We start from the raw sequence: 18,039 nt of genomic DNA on the forward strand, positions 1-18,039 counted from the left end.
CGAGCCTCCGCACTCGGCCTCGAACGTGGCGCGGTGCGCCTGTTGCAGCCGTCCGGACGTGGAGATCCCGGTGGGGGCCCGGCGCACGCGGCCCGTGCGGGCGGCCACGACCAGCAACGGCCAGGCGTAGCGGCAGCTCAGCGTGAGGTCGTGGGCCGTCAGCACGTGGTCGGCCAGCCGTCCGGCCCGCTCCAGGTCGCCCTGGGCGAGCGCCAACCGGCCGTCGAGCAGGTCGGGTTCGAGACAGGAGTCGAACCCGCGCGGGTGCCCCCGCATCAGCGGACGCGCCTGGCGGGCGACCTCGGCGGCTTCGTCCAGGGAGCCGTCCCAGACCGCGACCGTGCCGAGGACCAGCAGCAGCCAGGCGCGGTGGATGGGCGGCGGGTCGAGTGCGAGCGCCGCGCCGACGACCTCGCGGGCCTCCTTCCAGCGGCCGAGCGAGGTCAGCGTCTCGGCGAGGTTCGCGGCGATGTGCGCGCCGCGCGAGCGGGCCATCCCGACCCGCCTGGCCTGCGCGACACCCCTGCGGGCCACCGCCTCCGCCCTGGTGTGCTCGCCCGCCGCCTCCAGCACGTCGGCCTCGCTGGCGTAGGCGACCAGGACGGTGTCGTCGTCGGACGCCTTCGCCCTCGCCTCGGCGTACAGCGCGGTGGCGGAGTCGAGGTCGCCCCGGAGCCCGGTGATCGCGGCCAGCGTGACCAGGGACCTGGTGTCGCCGAGCGCCAGCGCCTCCTCGGCGTGCGCGCGGGCCTCGTCGTCCTGGCCGTTCCAGTGCAGCGTGTTGGCGAGGGCGCCGATCAGCCTGGCCGTACGCGGTGCGAGCCGGACGGCCAGGCGCAGGTCGTCCAGCCCCTCCTCGCCGAGCAGGTCGCGGATGCCGACCCGCAGCTCCAGCAGGTGCGCGGCGCGCGGCGGATCGTCCGCCACCTCGTCGAGGGCCCGGCTCGCCAGTTCCTCGGCCCGCTCGGCGTCACCGGCGTGCATGGCGTCCCTGGCGGCCAGTTCGAGGACCCGCGCGTGGTCCATGCCGGGTTGCAGGGACTCGTCCCAGAGTTCGAGCACCCGGTCCCAGCGGCGGGCCTGCCAGGCCGCCTGGAAGGCGCGGCGCCTGTCGCCCGCCGCATACCAGTGGTCGGCGGCCAGGTGGGGCTGGGCCTCGGCGCAGCGGGCGTGCAGCCTGATGCGCTCGCCGGGCAGCAGGTCGTCGTAGACGGCCTCCCTGATGAGGGCGTGCCTGAAGACGTAGCCGTCGCCGTCGACGAGCAGGAGGCGGGCCTTCACGATCGGCCGCAGCGCCTCGTCCAGCGCCAGGTCGTCGAGGCCGGCGACCGCGCGCAGCGTCTCGTGCGGGATCCTGCGGCCGGCGACGGCGGCGACGCGGAGCACGTCGAGGCCGGCCCCGCCGAGCCGTTCCGCCCCGGCCAGCAGGAGTTCGCGCAGCGAGGCGGGCGTGCTGGTGCCGGCGTCCGCCAGCGCCTCCACGAACAGCGGGTTGCCCTCGGCGCGGGCCATGATCCGCTCGACGTCCTGCCCGGCGCGTCCGAGCATCGCGGCCACCTCGGCGCGGCCCAGCGGGGGCACCCTGAGCAGCTCGGACGCGGGAAGCCGCAGCGGCTCCCGGGAGGTCGCGATCACCAGGACGCCCGGCCGCATCAGGTTGCGCAGCAGGAACGCGAGCAGGTGGCGGGTGGCCTGGTCGGCCCAGTGCAGGTCCTCCAGGACGATCACCAGGGGACGCCGCTCCGCCGACCGCTCGATCAGCAGCAGCGCCTCCTCGAACAGCCTGGCCTGCCCGAGGTCGGCGTCCTCGTCGATCTCGCCGAGTTCGGGGAGCAGCCGCGCCAGACCCCTGCGCCCGCCGTCGGGCACCAGGTCAGTCCCGTACTGGCGCACCAGGCGGCGCAGCACGGGCACGAACGGCGCGTACGCCATCGCGCCCGGGTCGGCCCCGCCCTGCGCGACCAGCGCGTCGAGCCGTCCGGTGAACTCGCTCACCAGCCTCGACTTGCCGATCCCCGCCTCCCCCACGACCAGCACGGCGCGGGGCGCCCGAGCCCGCGCGGCGTCGAGAGCGGCCTCCAGCGCCGCCAGCTCGGCCTCGCGCCCGACGAACATCAGCTCACGCCCCCCACGCTTCCACACCGTCCGGCACACCTTATGAAGATGCGGCTACGCATCATGCCCGATGTGCAGGGGTTCGCGGCTTGCGAGGGTGATGGGCATGCTGACGCGTTCGATGATGTTGATGATGGCCGTCTCCCTGAGCGGCATGCTCGGCTTCTACCTGCTGTTCTCCACCGTGCCGCTCTATGTGGCCTCCGGCGGCGGGGGCGAGTCCGGCGCGGGGCTGTCGACCGGCGCCATGATGCTGTCCACGGTGCTGATGGAGCTGGCCGTGCCGTGGTTACTGTCGCGCCTCGGCTACCGGGCCGTGATGGCGCTCGGCCTGGTGCTGCTCGGCCTGCCCGCGCTGGCGCTGCCGCTCTCCCCGGCGCTGCCGCTGGTCGCGGCCGTGAGCCTGCTGCGCGGCGGCGGGCTCGGCGTCATCGTGGTGACCGGGACGGCGCTGACCGCCGAACTGGTGCCCGCCGAGCGGCGCGGCGAGGGGCTCGGCCTGTACGGGGTCGCGGTCGGCATCCCGTCGATCCTCGGGCTGCCGCTGGGCCTGTGGTCGGCCGGGACGTTCGGGTTCACCCCGGTGTTCCTCGTCGCCGGTCTGGTTCCCCTGGTCGGGCTGGTGGCGGCGATCGGACTGCCTTCCACCAGGCCCGCGAGCAGCCATGGCGAGGCCGGGGCGGGGCTGCGCGGACTGACGGCGCCGACGCTGGTCTTCGCCTCTGTCACGGTGGCCGTCGGGGTGCTGGTGACGTTCCTGCCGCTGGCGGGCTCGCCGGAGCTGGCCTCCGTGGCGCTGCTGACGCAGTCGCTCGGCACGCCGCTGGCCCGCTGGTGGGCGGGCAAGTTCGGTGACAGGCACGGCTCCGCCAGGCTGCTGGCACCCGGCGTCCTGGCCGCCGCCGCGGGGATGGCGCTGCAGGTCTGGCTGGACGGTCCGGTGCCGGTGGTCGCCGGGATGGCGCTGTTCGGGGCCGGGTTCGGCGTCCTGCAGAACGCCACACTGGCGGTGATGTTCGAGCGCGGGGCGGTGAGCCAGGTCAGCGCGGTGTGGAACCTCGCCTTCGACGCGGGCATGGGCGTCGGCGCGATGGGGTTCGGCCTGCTGGCCGGGCACACCGGCTACCCGCTGGGCTTCGCGCTGGTGGCCGCGCTGGTCGCCGCCACGCTGCCGCTCACGCGACGGGCCGCCCTCTCGCCGAAACCGGCGCCCGCCGCCGACGCGCCGCTCGGCAAGGTCGGCAAGGTCGGCTAGGGAGAGCCGGGGGTGAAGCCGTACTCCCCGTACAGCCGGACGTACCTCGCGAGCGTGAGCACCTCCCGGCGTTCCAGCCCGGTCTCGGTGCGCTCGAACAGGACGACCTCCTCGTGCCCGCCCGGCCCGATCGGCTGCACGAGACGGCCGCCGGGCCGCAGCTGCCCGGCCAGCGGCGGGGGCACCTCGGGGAAGGCCGCCGACACCACGACGGCGTCGTAGGGGGCGTGATCGGGCACGCCGCGGCTGCCGTCGCCGACGAGCAGCACGACGTTGCCGATGCCCTCCCTGGCGAGACTGCGCCGTGCCTGCCGGACGAGGTCCGGCCACCTGTCGATGGTCACCACCTCGGCCGCCAGGCGGGCGAGGAGCGCGGTCTGGAAGCCGAGCCCGGTGCCGACCTCCAGCACGCGCTCGTCCCCGGCGAGGGCGAGCCCTTCGATGACCCTCGCCGACAGCGACGGCTGCGTGGTGACCTGCTGGTGCCCGATCGGGATGGGCTCGTCCTCGTAGGCGTCCGCGACCTGCTCCTCCGGGACGAAGCCCGCGCGCGGCGTCGCCTCGATGGCCCGGAGCACCCGCGGGTCGCGGACGCCCGCCGCGCGGACGGCCCGGACCAGGTCGCCGGGCGAGGCGCTCACGGCGACCGCAGGGCCAGCATGCCGTCCGGCCCGAGGTCGCAGCGGACCCCGAACCGGCGGCTGACCCGGTCGAGTACGTCCTGGAGCCACCGGGAGTCGTCGGCGCGGGCGCGGCGAAGGCGCATCCGCCAGGCCCGCATCGGCGCCATCCGCAGCTCGGCCAGCTCCCCCGACTCCGGTTCGAGCGAGGCGAGGTACAGCAGCCGCAGGTCGTCCCGGAAGCGCTCGTAGCCGTGGATGCCCTCGTAGTCGTCGATGAGGTCGCCGCAGCCGTACAGGACGAGCTTGCCGCGGTACACCTCGACGGGCCGCGGATGGTGCGAGGAGTGCCCGTGCACCACGTCGACTCCGCCGTCGATCAGCTGGTGCGCGAAGCGCCGCTGCGCTCGTGAGACGTCGTAGCCCCAGTTGGAGCCCCAGTGGACGGAGACGACCGCGAGGTCGCCGGGGCGCTTCGCGGCTCGCACGCGGCCGACGATCTCGGACGCCGCGGCGACGGAGGGCTCGGGCACGAAGCAGACGCCGGACCGGTCGGGCGTGGCCGCCCAGTCCGCCGGGACTCCGCTGGACGGCATCCCGACCGAGAAGACCAGGACCCGGCCGCCCTCCACCGGGACGGCGAGCGGGTGCCACGCCTCCCCCGCGTCCCGCCCGGCGCCCACCTGCCGGAGCCCGGCCCCGGCCAGAACGTCCAGCGTCTCGGCCAGCCCTCGGCGGCCGAAGTCCAGCACGTGGTTGTTCGCCAGCACGCAGACGTCGGGACGTCCCGCGACCAGGCAGGGAAGGTTCGCCGGGTTCATCCGGTAGTGCATGCCCTTGCCCGGGGAGAAGTCGTCGCTTCGCGTGACGCTCGTCTCCAGGTTGATCACCCGGACGTCGGGGGCGGCCTCCTCCAGCACCGCCAGGGAGTCCCCCCACGGCCAGTCGAAGTCCACCGGCCGCGGGATCGGGCCGTTCTCGGCCTCGGCGAGACGGACGTAGTCACCGGCGTCGAAGACGTACGGCTCCCGGAGGGACGGGTCGCCGGGGTGCGGGAGGATCTGGTCGACGCCACGGCCGAGCATGACGTCGCCGCAGAGGAACAACGTCACCAGTCGGGGCCTGCCGCCGTCCATACCGTGGTCCTGCCCTCATCAGGGCGGATACCACGCGTTATCGTCCGATGTTCCTACCGGGCCGCCTGGCCACGCCGCTCGACGCCCACCGTGATCTCGTTGCCCAGCCTGTGGTCGCCGAGCAGGCCGAGCTCGTCGCCGCTCCAGAACCTGCCGGGGTCGTACCAGTTGGGGCGCCGCCCGGCCGGCAGCAGCCCCATCTCCTCGTAGGTGACGGCGACGACCTCGGCGCAGTAGGCGCTCTCCAGCGCCCGGTCGGGCGCCCGATCGGGGGCCCGACCGGAGGAACGACCGGAGGAACGACCGCGAAGGCGCGGGACGCGGCCTCGCGCCCAGCGACCCGCCAGCCGGGCGGTGCTCGGGAACGGGGTGCCGTCGAGGCGGGCCACGGTGCGCAGGGCGGCGTCCTCCATCTCGGTCGTGGCCTGCGGTTCCAGCTGGCGCAGCCAGGCGCGCTGGCCGTAGCGGTCGGCCCAGACGGTGACGGCGTCGCGCAGGTCGTGCAGCTGCACCCCGCGGTGGTGCGTGCCCGACCACAGGTCGAGCAGCGACCTGCCCAGCTCGGCGTGCCACATCATCGGCGGCAGGTCCTCGATCACGAGGGCCATGCCGACGTGGTTGACGGGGCTGTTCGTCATGGTCTGGATGGCGCGATCGGGCACGGACCGGCCGCGGAAGACCCACAGATCGCCGGTGCGCGTGAGGTTCACGGCCTCGTCGAGAGTCAGCACATGGCTAGCCTAGGCATATGCGCTGGTGGAAGATACTCGGGCTGGCAGGGGTCGCGGGCGTCGCGGCGACCGGGGTGGCGATCGCGCGGGCGGAGCGGCGGCGCCGCGCGTACACGCCGGAGGAGATCAGGGCCCGGCTGCGCAGCCGGGTCGAGGGTCAGCCCGAGGGCCGCAGCTCGTAGGCGAACACCACGTCGGGGTAGGCGGGGTTGTCGTCGTAGCCCTGGATGCCGCCCTGGTAGGCCCGCTGGTAGTTGACCACCCACGGGATCGCGACGGCGGCCTTCTGGTCCAGCACCCGGGTCGTGGCCTGGGCGAACGCGCGTTGTGCGGCGTTCGTGTCGGTCACGGTGAGCTCGGGCAGCTTGTCGAGCAGGCTGTCGGTGGCCGGGTCCTTCAGGTAGCTGAGGTTGAACGCGGGCGGGTTCTCGCTGTGGAAGACGTTCCCGAACCATGAGTAGCCGTCGGCGTACTCGGGCCACCAGTACATGACGAAGATGTCCTGGCCGCGCCTCTTGCCCTGCGCCCACTGCGCGTTCCAGAGCATCGCCCTGGCGTCCAGCCTGACGTTGAGCGTCCTGAGCGCCGCCGCCAGCCTGGTGACGAGCACCCGCTGGTCGTTGTCGCCCTGGGCGTAGGTGAGGGTCAGGGTCAGCTGCCTGCCTCCCGGTCCGTAGCCGGCCCGCCGGAGCAGCTGCGCCGCGCCCGGCAGGTCCTGGCGCGGGACGAGGCCGGGCTGGTGGCCCAGCAGCCCTTCGGGGACGACGCCGCTGGCCGGTGAGGCGGCGCCGCTGAGCGCCCTGATGACGCCCTGGTAGTCGATGGCCTTCTGCACGGCCTTGCGCACCCGCACGTCGGCCATCGGGCCCGAGGCGGTGTTGAACAGCGCCATCATGGTCTGGAACGACGGGCGGTCCGAGGTGCGCACGCCGGGCGTGACCGCCGCCCTGGCGAACAGGCGCGGGTTGAGCCGCTGCACGAAGCTGACCTGGCCGCGCAGCAGCAGCCGCCACGCCTTGTTGGTGTCGGGCAGCACCTGGAACCTGACCGTGCGGTAGTGCGGCTGCGCCCAGCCGCCCCAGTAGCCGTCGTACGCCTTGAGCGCGAGCTCGTCCTCCTCGCCCTTGCTCCAGGAGGAGATCGTGTACGGGCCGGAGCCGGCGTCCCTGCCGGCCTGGAACCAGGCGCGGAGGTCGGGGGCCGCCTGGGTGTCGTAGATGTAGGCGGCGTACGAGGACGAGGCGACGGCGTCGAGTGGCACCGGGTACTTGAGCGTGAACGTGACGGTGGCGGGGTCGTCCGCCCTGATGCCCGACACGGCGTCCCAGATGTAGGAGGCCCCGGCCTTGGACTTGATCGTGCGCTCGATCGAGGCCTTCACCGCCGCCGCGTCGAGGGGCCTGCCGGTGTGGAAGGTCACCCCGGGGCGGAGGGTGAACGTCCAGGACTTGCCGTCGGCGGAGGAGCGCCAGGACGTGGCCAGGCGGGGGCCGGTCTTCTTGGAGACGGGGTTCCAGAAGGTGAGCGTCTCGTAGATGTTCTGCATGGCGATGATCTCGTTGGAGTACGAGGTGCTCGGGTCCCAGTCGGTGACCACGTCCAGGTTCTGCGCGTAGACGAACGCGGCGTCTCCTGGCTGCGCCTGCCGGACTTCTGCGGGGGTCGCGCACGCCGCGACGGAGAGGATCAGCGCGACGGCCGCTGCAAGACGACGGCGCAACGCATCTCCCTTTGTGACCGGTGTAGCCCGCAACCTATCCAAGACGACGATCTAGTGTCCAAAAGTCCCGAAAAATTGGGAAAATTGGAGATCGAATTGCTATCCTCAGTGCCTGTCCCGTCCGGGGTTGCCAGCAAGGGACCGACCGGAATGAGGTGCCATGGGTCGCAGCCGTACGATCCGTATGAAGATCATCGGCTTGTTGCTGGTGCCGCTCGCTTCGATGGTGGTGCTCTGGGGAGTCATCACCGCTGTCACCGCGAGTGAGAGTCTGCAGCTGAGAGCGTACAAGACACTCTGGACGAACCTGAGACTCCCCGCCTACCAGCTCATCACGGAGATCCAGCAGGAGCGGCTCATCACGGTCAAGCGGTTGCGCGTCGAGAGCACGGCCGAAAAGACGGCCACCACGACCCAGCGCACCCGCACCGACGAGGCCAGGGAGATGTTCAGGCAGCTCTCCAGCCGGTCCCGCGACACCTCCGAGACGATCCGCACGCAGGTCGACAGCGTCCTCACGCAGCTCAACCGGCTTGAGGCGATCAGAGCCGAGGTCGACGCGGACCTGTCCGACCGCCTGCACACGATCGAGGTCTACAACGGGATCACCGACTCGCTGTTCGGCCTGCACAGGAACGTCGCGCTGATCGACGACATCCCGATCTACGAGCAGTCGCGGATCGTGGTGGACCTGGGCTACGCCAAGGAGCTGCTGACCAGGGAGCAGGCCCTCGCGGTCGCGCCCACCACAGCCGCCGAGCGCAGGCTGTTCACCCAGCTCGTCGGCAACCGGCGCTTCCTCGTCGACCAGGCACTCGCCGAGCTCGACCCGAGCCTGCGCGACACCCAGGTCTCGCTGATCACCTCGCCCTCCTACCAGCGGATGCGGCTGATGGAGGACCAGATCATCGCAGGCCGCACGCCGCACGGCTGGCTGGACACCACCGACAGGCTGGCCAAGTCCTTCGAGACGGCCCAGCTGCGGGCGAGCACCATCCTGTCCGAGCGGGCCGAGCCCGTCGCCGACTCGGTGCTCCAGCGGGCGTTGCTGCTGGCCGGGACGTGTTTCCTGCTGATGATCCTGTCGATCGGGTTCTCTCTGCGGATGGGCAACCGGCTGTCCAAGGAGCTGGGCACGCTCAGGCTGGCCGCGCTGGAGGTCGCCCAGGAGCGGCTCCCGCAGGTCGTGGCCAAGCTGCGCAAGGGCGAGGCGGTCGACGTCCCCGAACTGTCGGTGGAGAGCACGACCGTCGAGATCGCCGACGTCGGCCACGCCTTCTCCACCGTGCAGCAGACGGCGGTGGAGGCCGCGGTCGGCCAGGCGCAGCTGCGTGACGGGGTCGGCCACGTCTTCCGCAACCTGGCCAGGCGCAGCCAGACCCTGCTGCACCGCCAGCGCATCCAGCTGGAGGGCATGCAGCACCGGGCGACCGACCCGGACGCCCTGGACGACCTGTTCCGCCTCGACCACCTGACCACCCGCATGCGCCGCCACGCGGAAGGCCTGATCATCCTGTCGGGCGCGACGCCGGGGCGGGGCTGGAGCAGGCCGGTGCCGATGCTCGACGTGGTCAGGGGCGCCGCCGCCGAGGTGGAGGACTACCCCCGGGTCACCATCGGGCCGATGCCCGGCCAGAGCCTGGCCGGGCCCGTCGTCGGCGACGTGATCCACCTGATCGCCGAGCTCATCGAGAACGCCACCGTCTACTCGCCGGCGCACACCCCGGTCATCGTGCGCGGCGAGGCGGCGGCTCGCGGCTTCGCCATCGAGGTCGAGGACCGCGGGCTGGGCATGAGCCCCCAGACGCTCGCCGAGACCAACGAGCGCCTGGCCAGCCCGCCCGAGTTCGACCTGGCCGACAGCGACCAGCTCGGCCTTTTCGTCGTTTCCCGCCTGGCCGCCAGGCATGACATCCGCGTGACGTTGCGCGGTTCACCATATGGAGGGACCACCGCCATCGTGCTGATCCCGGCAGAGCACGTGTCCGACTCGCCGCCGCCGGAGCCGGACCGCCGTGCCGAAGAGCCCGCCCGTCCCACCATGCGGGTGGTGCCCAGTGAGTGACGAGCGCTGGCTCGACGAGGACGCCGGCCCGATCGTCCCCGCCTACCTGCTGACCAGGGGCCGAACCGTCCCCGCGAGCGAGGCCATCGACCTCATCGCGGTCATCATCACGGCGGGCGGCCTGGCCCCGCCCGTGGGCCTCGGCCCCGAGCACCTCATCATCCTGCAGAAGTGCACGAGGCCGACCAGGCTCGTGGACGTGGCCGCCGAGCTGAACCTGCCCATCGGCGTGGTGCGGGTCCTCGTCGGCGACCTGCACGCCCAGCAGCTCGTCCAGGTGGAGCACCCGCCGCCCGCGCCGACCGCCAGCGTCCTGCTGGAGGTGATCAGCGGGCTGAAGGCGCTGTGACGGCCCGGCGGTTCAGCAGCCCGAACACGGCCGCGAACAGGGCCGCCACCAGGCTGGGGACGCTCAGCCCAGGACCTCCTCCGCGCGGTGGCAGGCCACCTGACGGCCCTGGACCTCCCTGAGGGCGGGCGGCTCCGCGCAGGCCGCGTCGGCCAGCGGGCAGCGCAGCCGGAAGGGGCAGCCGGTCTCGGCGGGCCTCGCCTCCGTCGCGCCCCGCGCCTCCGGCGGCCGGCCTCCGAGCTTCGGGACGGCGTCGCGCAACGCCAGTGTGTACGGATGAGCCGGCCGGTCGAGCAGGTCGGCCGTGGGACCGGACTCCACGACCCGCCCCGCGAACAGCACGTACGCGGTACGGCAGAGCCTGCCGACCACGGCCAGGTTGTGCGTGATCAGCAGGCGCTCGGTGTCCAGGCCGGCGAGCAGGTCGAGGATCCTGGCCTGGACGGTCACGTCCAGCGCGCTGGTCGGCTCGTCCAGGATGAGCAGGCGGGGGGCGACGGCGAGCGCTCTGGCGATCACCACGCGCTGGCGCTGGCCGCCCGAGAGCTGGTGCGGCCGGCGGTGCGCCAGCTCGGCGGCCAGGCCGACCTGTTCGAGCAGGTGGGGGACGCGGTGCCGGGCGTTCCTCGGCAGCCCCTCGGCGATCGAGGCGCCGATGCGCATCCTGGGGTCGAGGGCCTCAGCCTGGAAGACCGGCTGGACGTCCCGGCGAAACGCCCTCAGGTCCGCATTTCTCAGCGTTTGCTCGCCGTACCAGATATTTCCGGACATGGGGGTGAGGAGGCCGAGGAAGGCCCGCGCCAGCGTGGTCTTGCCCGAACCGCTCTCCCCGATCAGGCCGACGCCGCCCTCGGTGACGTCGAGGGTGACCTCGTGCACGACGGGCGTCCGCCCGTACCCGAGCGTCACCCGCTCCGCCCTGAGCACCGGCGCGGTCCGCTGCTGTTCGGTCACGGCAGGGCCTCCAGCAGGTCACGCGTGTACGGATGCGACGGCGCGGCCAGCACCTCGGCGGCGGGGCCGGCCTCCACCACCTCGCCGTCCTTCATGACCAGCACCCGGTCGGCGATCGTCGACACCAGGGCCAGGTCGTGCGAGACGAGCAGCAGCGCCAGCCCCCGCTCCTCCCGCAGCCTGCGCAGCACCCCGACCACCTCGGCCTGCACGGTCACGTCGAGCGCGCTGGTCGGCTCGTCGGCCAGGATCACCTCGGCGCCGAGCGCGATGGCCAGCGCGATCGCGAACCGCTGCGCCTGCCCGCCGGAGATCTCGTGCGGGTAGCGGCGCAGGATCTCCGGGTCGAGCATGACCGCCCTGACCGCCTCCGCCATGATCTCCTGAAGCCCGCCGCGCGCCCGGCCACCCCGCCGCTCCTCCTCAGCCCGCTCCTCCTTCGACCGCTCCTCCTTCGTTGGGCGGCCGACGCCGTGGAGCTGGAGGGCGCGGCGCATCAGCGTGCCCAGCCTGGTGGTCGGGCTCAATGCGGCCTGCGGCGACTGCATCACCAGCGCCACCCTGGCGCCACGGATCTCGCGGAGCCGTCGCGGGGACGCGCCGAGCACGTCCACCCCGCAGACCCGGATGTCTCCTGAGACATGGGCGCCTTCCGTGAGCCCGAGCAGCGAGAGCAGCGTGGTGGACTTGCCCGACCCGCTCTCCCCCACGATCGCCACGCACTCCCCCGCGGCCACGTCCAGTTCCGGGACGCGGGCGACCGTCCGCGTCCCGTACCTCACCTGGAGGTCCCTCACCTCGATCAACTGACGATCCTCCGCGGGTCCAGGGCGTTGCGCAGTCCCTCGCCGAGCACGTTGAACGCGAACGCCGTCACCAGGATCGCCAGCCCGGGGAACGTGACGACCCACCAGTTCGTGGTGAACAGCGACTGGCCCTGCTCCACCATCAGCCCCCACTCCGCCGTCGGCTCCTGCGCCCCCAGCCCCAGGTAGGACAGCGCGGCGGCGGTGAGAATGACCCCGCCCGCGTCGAGCGAGAGCTGGACCAGCACGGGCGTGAGCGAGTTCGGCAGCACGTGCCTGAGGATGATCAGGGGTGCGGGCGCGCCGAGGCAGCGGGCGGCGTCCACGTAGGCGCGGGTGGCGATGGACGCGGCCACCGACGCCGACAGCCTGGTGTACCAGGGCCACCAGGTCACGGCGATGGCCACGATCACAGTGGTGACGCTGGGCTGCAGCACGACGGCCAGGGCCAGCGACAGCAGCAACGCGGGAAAGGCCAGGAAGACGTCGGTGACACGCATGATCACGTCCCGTGCCCAGCCTCCCGCGTACCCGGCGACCACGCCCAGCGTCACGCCGACGAGCGCCGACCCGGCCAGCACGGCCACGGCGATGAACAGCGAGGTCCGCCCGCCGTACAGGACCCGGGTGAGCACGTCCCGGCCGACGTTGTCGGTGCCGAACCAGTGCGCGGCGCTCGGCGGCAGGAGGCCGTCGGCCGGGCGCAGCTCGTCCAGCGGGTACGGCGCCAGCCACGGCGCCAGGACGGTGGCGAGCACGACCAGCACGATGAGCACCGCGCCGACGGCCGCGAACCGGTCGGGAATCCGCGGCAGGGTGCGGCGCAGGGGCGCGTCCGCTGCGGTGTCCACCGGGGTGTCCGCTGGGGTGTCCGCTGGGGTCATCGGGCCCTCGCTCTCGGGTCCACCACGCCCTGCAGGAGGTCCACCACCAGGTTCGCGAGGACGTACACCAGCGCCACCAGGAGCGTGACGCCCGCGAGGGCCGGGGTGTCCAGCGAGCGGATCGACTCGGCGGCGTAGCGGCCCAGGCCCGGCCAGTTGAAGACCGCCTCGACCAGGAAGCCGTTCACGATCGCGTACGCGAAGACCAGCGCGATCAGCGACAGCACCGGGTTCAGCGCCGGGCGCAGGGCGAACCTGGTGAGGATCGAGGTCTCGCCGAAGCCGAGCGCGCGCTCCAGCCTGGCGTGGTCCTGGCCCGACTCCTCGATCAGCGCCGCCCTGGCCATCTGGGCGATCACGCCCGTCGGATAGGCCGCGACGACCAGCGCGGGCAGCACCAGGTGCTCCAGGGTGCTGGTGAAGATCGGCCAGTTCCCGGTGATGAGCGCGTCGACGATGGTGATGTTGGTCCAGACGGTCAGCGGGCTGGTGGTGTCGAGCCCGGCGTCGTACTCGCCCGCCACCGGGAACCAGCCGAGGTTGCTGGCGAACACCGTCTGCAACGTCAGGGCCAGCCAGAACACCGGCACCGAGACGGCCAGCACGCTCGTCAGCCGCACCCCGAAGTCCGGGACGCGCGCCTTGAAGCGGGCGGCGAGCACCCCGGCGGGGACGCCCACCACGACCGCGACCAGCAGCGCCGCTCCGACCAGCTCCAGGGACGCGGGGAAGGCCAGGTACAGGTCGTCGCGGACCGGCTGGCGGGTGTGCAGGCTGATGCCCCAGTCGCCGGTCACCAGGTCACGGACGTAGTTCCAGAGCTGGACGGGGAGCGGGTCGTCCAGCCCGAACTGCCGCCGCGCGGCGGCGAGCTGCTCGGGCGTGGCCTTCGGCCCGGCGAACGCGACGGCCGGATCGCCGGGAACCAGCCGCATGACGACGAAGGTGAGCACGACCACGCCGGCCACGACCAGGAGCGCCTGGCCGAGCCGGCGGGTCAGATAACGCGGCACTACCTCACCCGGCGGGCTTGAGGTCGTAGAAGAAGACCACGTTGGGATAGGCCGGGTTGTCGGCGTATCCCTGCACGTCCCTGGACAGCGCGCGCTGGTAGGTCTGCACGTACGGCACCGCGACGGCGGCCTGGTCCTGGATGATCTTCTTCTGCAGGTCCTCGTACGACTGCTCGGCGGCGAACCGGTCGGTGGCCGTGAGCTGGGGCAGCCCGTCGATGGCCTTGTCGATCTCGGCGTTCTTCAGGTAGGAGAGGTTGAACTGCGGCTTGTCCGCGCTCCTGAAGACGTTGAGGAACCACGAGTAAGGGTCGGCGTAGTCCGGGTACCAGTACATGACGAAGAGGTCCTGGCCCTGCTTCTTGCCGAGGTCCCACTGGGCGTTCCAGGCCATCGGCTTGGCCTGCAGGTCCACGTTCATGCCCTTCAGCGCCGAGCTGAGCAGCGTGACCAGCAGTTTCTGGTCCTCGTCGCCCTGCGCGTAGGTCATCTTGAGCTTCAGCTCGGGGTTGTCGGGGCCGTACCCGGCCTGCTGGAGCAGTTCCTGGGCCTTCACCAGGTCCTGCTTGGGCGCCAGGTTGGCCGTGTAGCCGATCAGTCCCTGCGGCACCAGCCCGGTGGCCTTCTGCCCTGCGCCCTTCAGCGCCGCCAGCAGGCCGTCGTAGTCGATGGCGAGCTGGAGCGCCTGCCGCACCCGGACGTCCTTCGTCGGGCCGCCCGCGGTGTTGAAGAGCACCAGCAGGTTCTGGAACGACGGCGTCTGCGAGGTCTGCACGTTCTGGACGGTGCCCGCCTGCGCGATCAGCTGCGGGTTGAGCCGCTCGACGAAGTTGACCTCACCCTTCTGCAGGAGCTGCCACGCCGTGGTGATCTCGGGGGTGACCCGGAAGGCGACCTTCTTGTACTGCTCGGGCTTCCAGCCGCCCCAGTACCCCTCGAACGCCTTCAGCGTGAGCTCGGTCTCCTTGCCCTTCTGCCAGGTGTCGATGGTGTAGGGGCCGGTTCCCGCGTCCGTCTTGCCGTCCTTGACCTTCTCCACGGCGGCGGTGTCGTAGATGTAGGCGGCGTAGCCGGAGGAGGCGACCAGGTCGAGCGGGGTGGCGTACTTCAGCGTGAACTTGAGGGTGGACGCGTCGGGGGCCTCGATCTTGTCGACCGCGCCCCAGATGTAGGCGGCGCCCGCGTTGAGCTTCATCGTCCGCTCGATGGCCTTCTTGGCGGCCTCGGCGTCGAGCGTGGCGCCGGAGTGGAACGTGACGCCCTGGCGCAGCTTGAACGTCCACTCCTTGCCGCCGGCGGCCGAGGTCCACTCGGTGGCCAGGCGCGGCTCGGGCTTCCGGGTCTGAGTGTCGTACCTGGTGAGGCCCTCGTAGACGTTGGACATGGCGATGATCTCGTTCGAGTACGAGGTCGCCGGGTCCCAGTCGGTAACCACGTCGAGGTTGGGCGCGTAGACGAACGTGGCGTCGTTGGCCTTGCCCGCCTGGGTGCCCGGGGTGCCCTGGGTGGCCGCGGACTCGCCGGTGCTCGGCCTGGGGGTCCGGTCCGCGCCGCGGACCTGGCCGCCCGCGCACGCGGAAGCGGTCACGGCCACGGCGCCCACGACCCCGGCGACGAGCAGGCGCTTGTGCCAGCGCATGGTGGGGGGTTCCTTTCGATTCGTCACCGGGCGAGAGGTCCGGCGGCTTTGACGTGTACCCGCACAGCGGGCTCCGAGAGGTAGCTCAGCGGCACCTCGAGCAGGTCGACGATCTCCACCTTCGCCGGGTCCGCACCCGCCGCCACGGCCCGCGCCGCCGCCTCCTCCTTGACCCTTTCGATCGCCTCTGACCTGGTTTCGCCGGCTGGCAAGATCGTATCCACTCTGCCGCTCGCCAGGGCGATCGCGGCGCCCACGGCGTTGGCCACCTCCGCGTGCTCGGGACGGATCACGCGGCTCACGCCAGGGATGCGGCCGGGCAGCAGGAACGCGCCTCCCCCCACCGCGACCAGCGGGCGGTCGGCCCGTCCCAGCGCCATGCGGTCGACCGCATCGAAGATCATCTCGTCCGCGGCGGCCAGCCCGTCTTGCAGAGTGTCTCGGATTTCTTCCGCTGTGTCGGCGGCCGACAGCGCGGCTCCGAGGCGGTCCGGCCAGCCGTCCGTCCCGGGCGGGACACGTCCTGACGCGACGCCCGCGTCCGTGAGGGTGGGGGTGCGGCCACCGAAGACCAGCGCCTCCTCGACGATCCGGTAGCCGACCGAGTCCGGCCCGACCCGCACGCGGGCGTCCCTGACCACGGTGCCGCCGCCCAGCGCGATGGCCAGGATGTCCGGCATGCGGAAGTTGGTCAGCACCCCGCCGATCTCCACCGCCGCCGCGGACTCCCTCGGGAAGCCGCCCACCAGCACACCCAGGTCGGTGGACGTGCCCCCGACGTCGGCCACGATCGCGTCGCTCACCCCCGACAGGAACGCCGCGCCGCGCAGCGAGTTGGCCGGCCCGGACCCGATCGTGGACACCGGCAGCCGCGCCGCGTGCTCCAGCGTCATCAGCGTGCCGTCGTTCTGAGCCAGGTACGGCTCGGCGCCGATCCCGCGCTCCGCCAGCGCCGCGACCAGCGCGCCCGTCACGTGGGCCGCCACCTCGTACAGGGCGGCGTTCAGCACGGTGGCGTTCTCGCGTTCGAGCAGCCCGAGCGAGCCGATCTCGTGGCTGACGCTCACCGGCAGCCCGAACTCGGCCCTGACCAGCTCGGCGACCACGCGCTCGTGGTCCGCGCTCGCCGGGCTGAACACGCCGGTCACGGCGACCGCGTCCGCCTGGCGGCCGTCGAGGAACCTGCGGACCGCATCGAGGTCGAGCGGGCCGATCTCGCGCCCGTCGACGTAGTGCCCGCCGGGGACGATCACCTCGCCGGCCGACACCGCCTTGCGCAGGTCCTCGGGCCAGTCGGAGAGCGGGGGCACCGAGGTGGTGGCGGGCGCGCCGAGCCGCAGGACCGCGACCCGGCCGAGGTTCCCGCGCTCCAGGATCGCGTTGGTCGCGTGCGTGGTGCCCAGCATCACGCGGGTGACCCGGGTCGCGGCCCGCCCACCGCCGCCCTGCCCTTGGCCGCCCTGCCTTTCGCCGCCCCGCCCGTGGTCGGCCCGCTCACCGTGGGCCCGCTCGCCGTCCAGGTCGGTGAGCACCGCGTCGAGTGCCGTGCGGAGGCCCTCGGTCACGTCCCGGCTGGTCGGCCGCTTGGCCTTGGCGACCACCCGGTCGGAGGAGTCCAGCACGACCGCGTCGGTGTTGGTGCCGCCGACGTCGATCCCGATCCGAAGCGCGCCCTCAGCCACGCGGCTCCCCCTCCAGCTCCTCGATCGGCAGGTAGTCCAGGTCGTAGCCGAAGGCCTGCGGCCCGGCCGTCTCCAGCCCCTTCGCCGTGCGCCACAGCGGGTCGCACGGCCAGGCGAGGACCGTGACGCGCTGCCCGTACCTGAGCCCCTCGGTCTGCACGGCGACGGCGGTCTCGGTGTCGACCACCGTGATCAGATCCGGCACCATCGCCCTGACCCGGCCGTTCTCGACGGCGACGAGGTTCTCGTTCTGCAGCTCCAGGGTGAGGGTCCTGCCCCGGTCGTCGCCGGCGCCCTCGATGGTGGCCGTGCCCCGGACGAACCCGCCGCTGGTGCGGCGTTCCACGTCCGTCAGCTTGCCGGTGACCAGCCTGGACGCGCCGAGTTCGCGCTGGAGGGCGCGCAGCGGCTCGGACGTCCCCTCCGTGGCCCTGCCGAGGGCCAGCGCCCGCGTGACCGTCCCCTCGATCACCGCGCCGCGTGCCCGCCCGGCGGTCAGGACGTAGTCGGCCATCAGCGCGTGCGAACCCGCCGCCACGCAGACGGCCCTGGCCAGGCGCTCGGACCACAGGCCGTCGACGGGCCTGATCGTCACCACGTTCCCGGCGACGTCCGACATGATCACCAGGTCGGCGGGGAGCCCGGCCACGTACATCGACACCATCTGGACCTCGGGGAAGGCCCGCCCCATGCCGTCGGCGTCGAGCAGCGGCAGGCCGAGTTGCGCGGCCCACGCGACGGGCGCGACGCCGTTCGCACCGCCGATCTCGGACGACATGACCGCCGCCGGCGGCCTGCCGAAGATCCGCTCGATCTCCTCGGCGATGCGCCTGGGCTCGTCCTCGCCGTGGATCATCTCGTGGCTGACCGTGGGCGCGCCGATCCCGGACAGCGGCACGACCAGCGCGTCCTCGGGCAGATCGGCCAGCTGGACGAGCGGCACCTCCCCGTACGCCTGGATCGCCCTGATAGCCGCTAACGACCCGGTACGCACGTCTCCTCCGCCCCCGGTGCCCAGCACGGCGCACCCTCGGGCGAGAGCCGGAATGTCACTTACTTCAATCTTCATA

Annotated in this window: 16 protein-coding genes; 4 read left to right on the forward strand and 12 right to left on the reverse strand. The window is 72.5% G+C overall.

The features are described 5' to 3' along the window. Positions 1-2,142, reverse strand: a 2,142-nt coding sequence (locus ABZ297_RS34890) for an AAA family ATPase (RefSeq protein ID WP_355355479.1), incomplete at its 3' end; no start/stop codon positions are given. Positions 2,143-2,221: 79 nt separating this feature from the next. Here ABZ297_RS34890 and ABZ297_RS34895 point away from each other — a divergent pair. Continuing rightward, complete coding sequence (locus ABZ297_RS34895; RefSeq protein WP_355355481.1) at positions 2,222-3,370, forward strand: MFS transporter; 1,149 nt, start codon at positions 2,222-2,224, stop codon at positions 3,368-3,370. Here ABZ297_RS34895 and ABZ297_RS34900 read toward each other — a convergent pair. From ABZ297_RS34900 to ABZ297_RS34910, 3 genes are read right to left on the reverse strand one after another with little or no spacing between them, the layout of a single operon-like run. Beyond that, positions 3,367-4,011 (reverse strand): protein-L-isoaspartate(D-aspartate) O-methyltransferase, encoded by a 645-nt coding sequence (locus ABZ297_RS34900; protein ID WP_355355483.1) that lies wholly within the window; start codon positions 4,009-4,011, stop codon positions 3,367-3,369. The two genes, ABZ297_RS34895 and ABZ297_RS34900, sit on opposite strands and share 4 nt — an antisense overlap. Next, entirely contained in the window at positions 4,008-5,126 is a 1,119-nt protein-coding gene (locus tag ABZ297_RS34905) for a CapA family protein (RefSeq protein ID WP_355355485.1), read from the reverse strand. The genes ABZ297_RS34900 and ABZ297_RS34905 overlap by 4 nt, the downstream gene beginning before the upstream one ends. A gap of 53 nt (positions 5,127-5,179) precedes the next feature. After that, positions 5,180-5,854 carry a hypothetical protein gene (locus tag ABZ297_RS34910; protein ID WP_355355528.1) on the reverse strand — a complete coding sequence of 225 codons (675 nt, stop codon included), beginning with the start codon at positions 5,852-5,854 and terminating at the stop codon, positions 5,180-5,182. Between the two features lie 20 nt (positions 5,855-5,874). On the opposite strand from ABZ297_RS34910, the gene ABZ297_RS34915 reads away from it, so the two are divergent. Next, positions 5,875-6,039: a hypothetical protein gene (locus tag ABZ297_RS34915; protein ID WP_355355532.1), complete on the forward strand. Its 165-nt coding sequence runs from the start codon at positions 5,875-5,877 to the stop codon at positions 6,037-6,039. On the opposite strand, the gene ABZ297_RS34920 is transcribed toward ABZ297_RS34915, so the two are convergent. After that, positions 6,015-7,577: an ABC transporter substrate-binding protein gene (locus ABZ297_RS34920; RefSeq protein WP_355355487.1), complete on the reverse strand. Its 1,563-nt coding sequence runs from the start codon at positions 7,575-7,577 to the stop codon at positions 6,015-6,017. The two genes, ABZ297_RS34915 and ABZ297_RS34920, sit on opposite strands and share 25 nt — an antisense overlap. Before the next feature lie 160 nt (positions 7,578-7,737). On the opposite strand from ABZ297_RS34920, the gene ABZ297_RS34925 reads away from it, so the two are divergent. After that, a complete protein-coding gene (locus ABZ297_RS34925) occupies positions 7,738-9,642 on the forward strand; it encodes a nitrate- and nitrite sensing domain-containing protein (protein ID WP_355355489.1) in 1,905 nt (634 codons plus the stop codon). Then, positions 9,635-9,991, forward strand: a complete 357-nt coding sequence (locus ABZ297_RS34930) for a DUF742 domain-containing protein (protein WP_350812231.1) — start codon at positions 9,635-9,637, stop codon at positions 9,989-9,991. The genes ABZ297_RS34925 and ABZ297_RS34930 overlap by 8 nt, the downstream gene beginning before the upstream one ends. A 63-nt stretch (positions 9,992-10,054) precedes the next feature. Here ABZ297_RS34930 and ABZ297_RS34935 read toward each other — a convergent pair whose 3' ends face one another. Genes ABZ297_RS34935 through ABZ297_RS34965 form a run of 7 tightly spaced genes read right to left on the reverse strand, consistent with a single transcriptional unit; the run spans position 10,055 to position 18,038 of the window. After that, positions 10,055-10,945, reverse strand: a complete 891-nt coding sequence (locus tag ABZ297_RS34935; RefSeq protein ID WP_355355492.1) for an ABC transporter ATP-binding protein — start codon at positions 10,943-10,945, stop codon at positions 10,055-10,057. Next, positions 10,942-11,742, reverse strand: coding sequence for an ATP-binding cassette domain-containing protein (locus ABZ297_RS34940; RefSeq protein WP_355355530.1), 801 nt, complete (start codon positions 11,740-11,742; stop codon positions 10,942-10,944). Before ABZ297_RS34940 ends, ABZ297_RS34935 begins: the two co-directional genes overlap by 4 nt. A 5-nt stretch (positions 11,743-11,747) precedes the next feature. After that, on the reverse strand, positions 11,748-12,635 hold the full coding sequence (locus ABZ297_RS34945; RefSeq protein WP_355355494.1) for an ABC transporter permease: 888 nt from the start codon (positions 12,633-12,635) through the stop codon (positions 11,748-11,750). Further along, on the reverse strand, positions 12,632-13,648 hold the full coding sequence (locus ABZ297_RS34950) for an ABC transporter permease (protein ID WP_355355496.1): 1,017 nt from the start codon (positions 13,646-13,648) through the stop codon (positions 12,632-12,634). The genes ABZ297_RS34945 and ABZ297_RS34950 overlap by 4 nt, the downstream gene beginning before the upstream one ends. A gap of 4 nt (positions 13,649-13,652) precedes the next feature. Then, positions 13,653-15,287, reverse strand: coding sequence for an ABC transporter substrate-binding protein (locus ABZ297_RS34955; protein WP_355355498.1), 1,635 nt, complete (start codon positions 15,285-15,287; stop codon positions 13,653-13,655). A 23-nt stretch (positions 15,288-15,310) separates the two neighbouring features. Continuing rightward, complete coding sequence (locus ABZ297_RS34960; RefSeq protein WP_355355500.1) at positions 15,311-16,969, reverse strand: hydantoinase/oxoprolinase family protein; 1,659 nt, start codon at positions 16,967-16,969, stop codon at positions 15,311-15,313. Further along, positions 16,962-18,038, reverse strand: coding sequence for a DUF917 domain-containing protein (locus tag ABZ297_RS34965; RefSeq protein ID WP_355355502.1), 1,077 nt, complete (start codon positions 18,036-18,038; stop codon positions 16,962-16,964). Before ABZ297_RS34965 ends, ABZ297_RS34960 begins: the two co-directional genes overlap by 8 nt. Position 18,039 lies beyond the last annotated feature (1 nt).

Source organism: Nonomuraea sp. NPDC005983, assembly GCF_040614375.1.
GTDB lineage: Bacteria > Actinomycetota > Actinomycetes > Streptosporangiales > Streptosporangiaceae > Nonomuraea.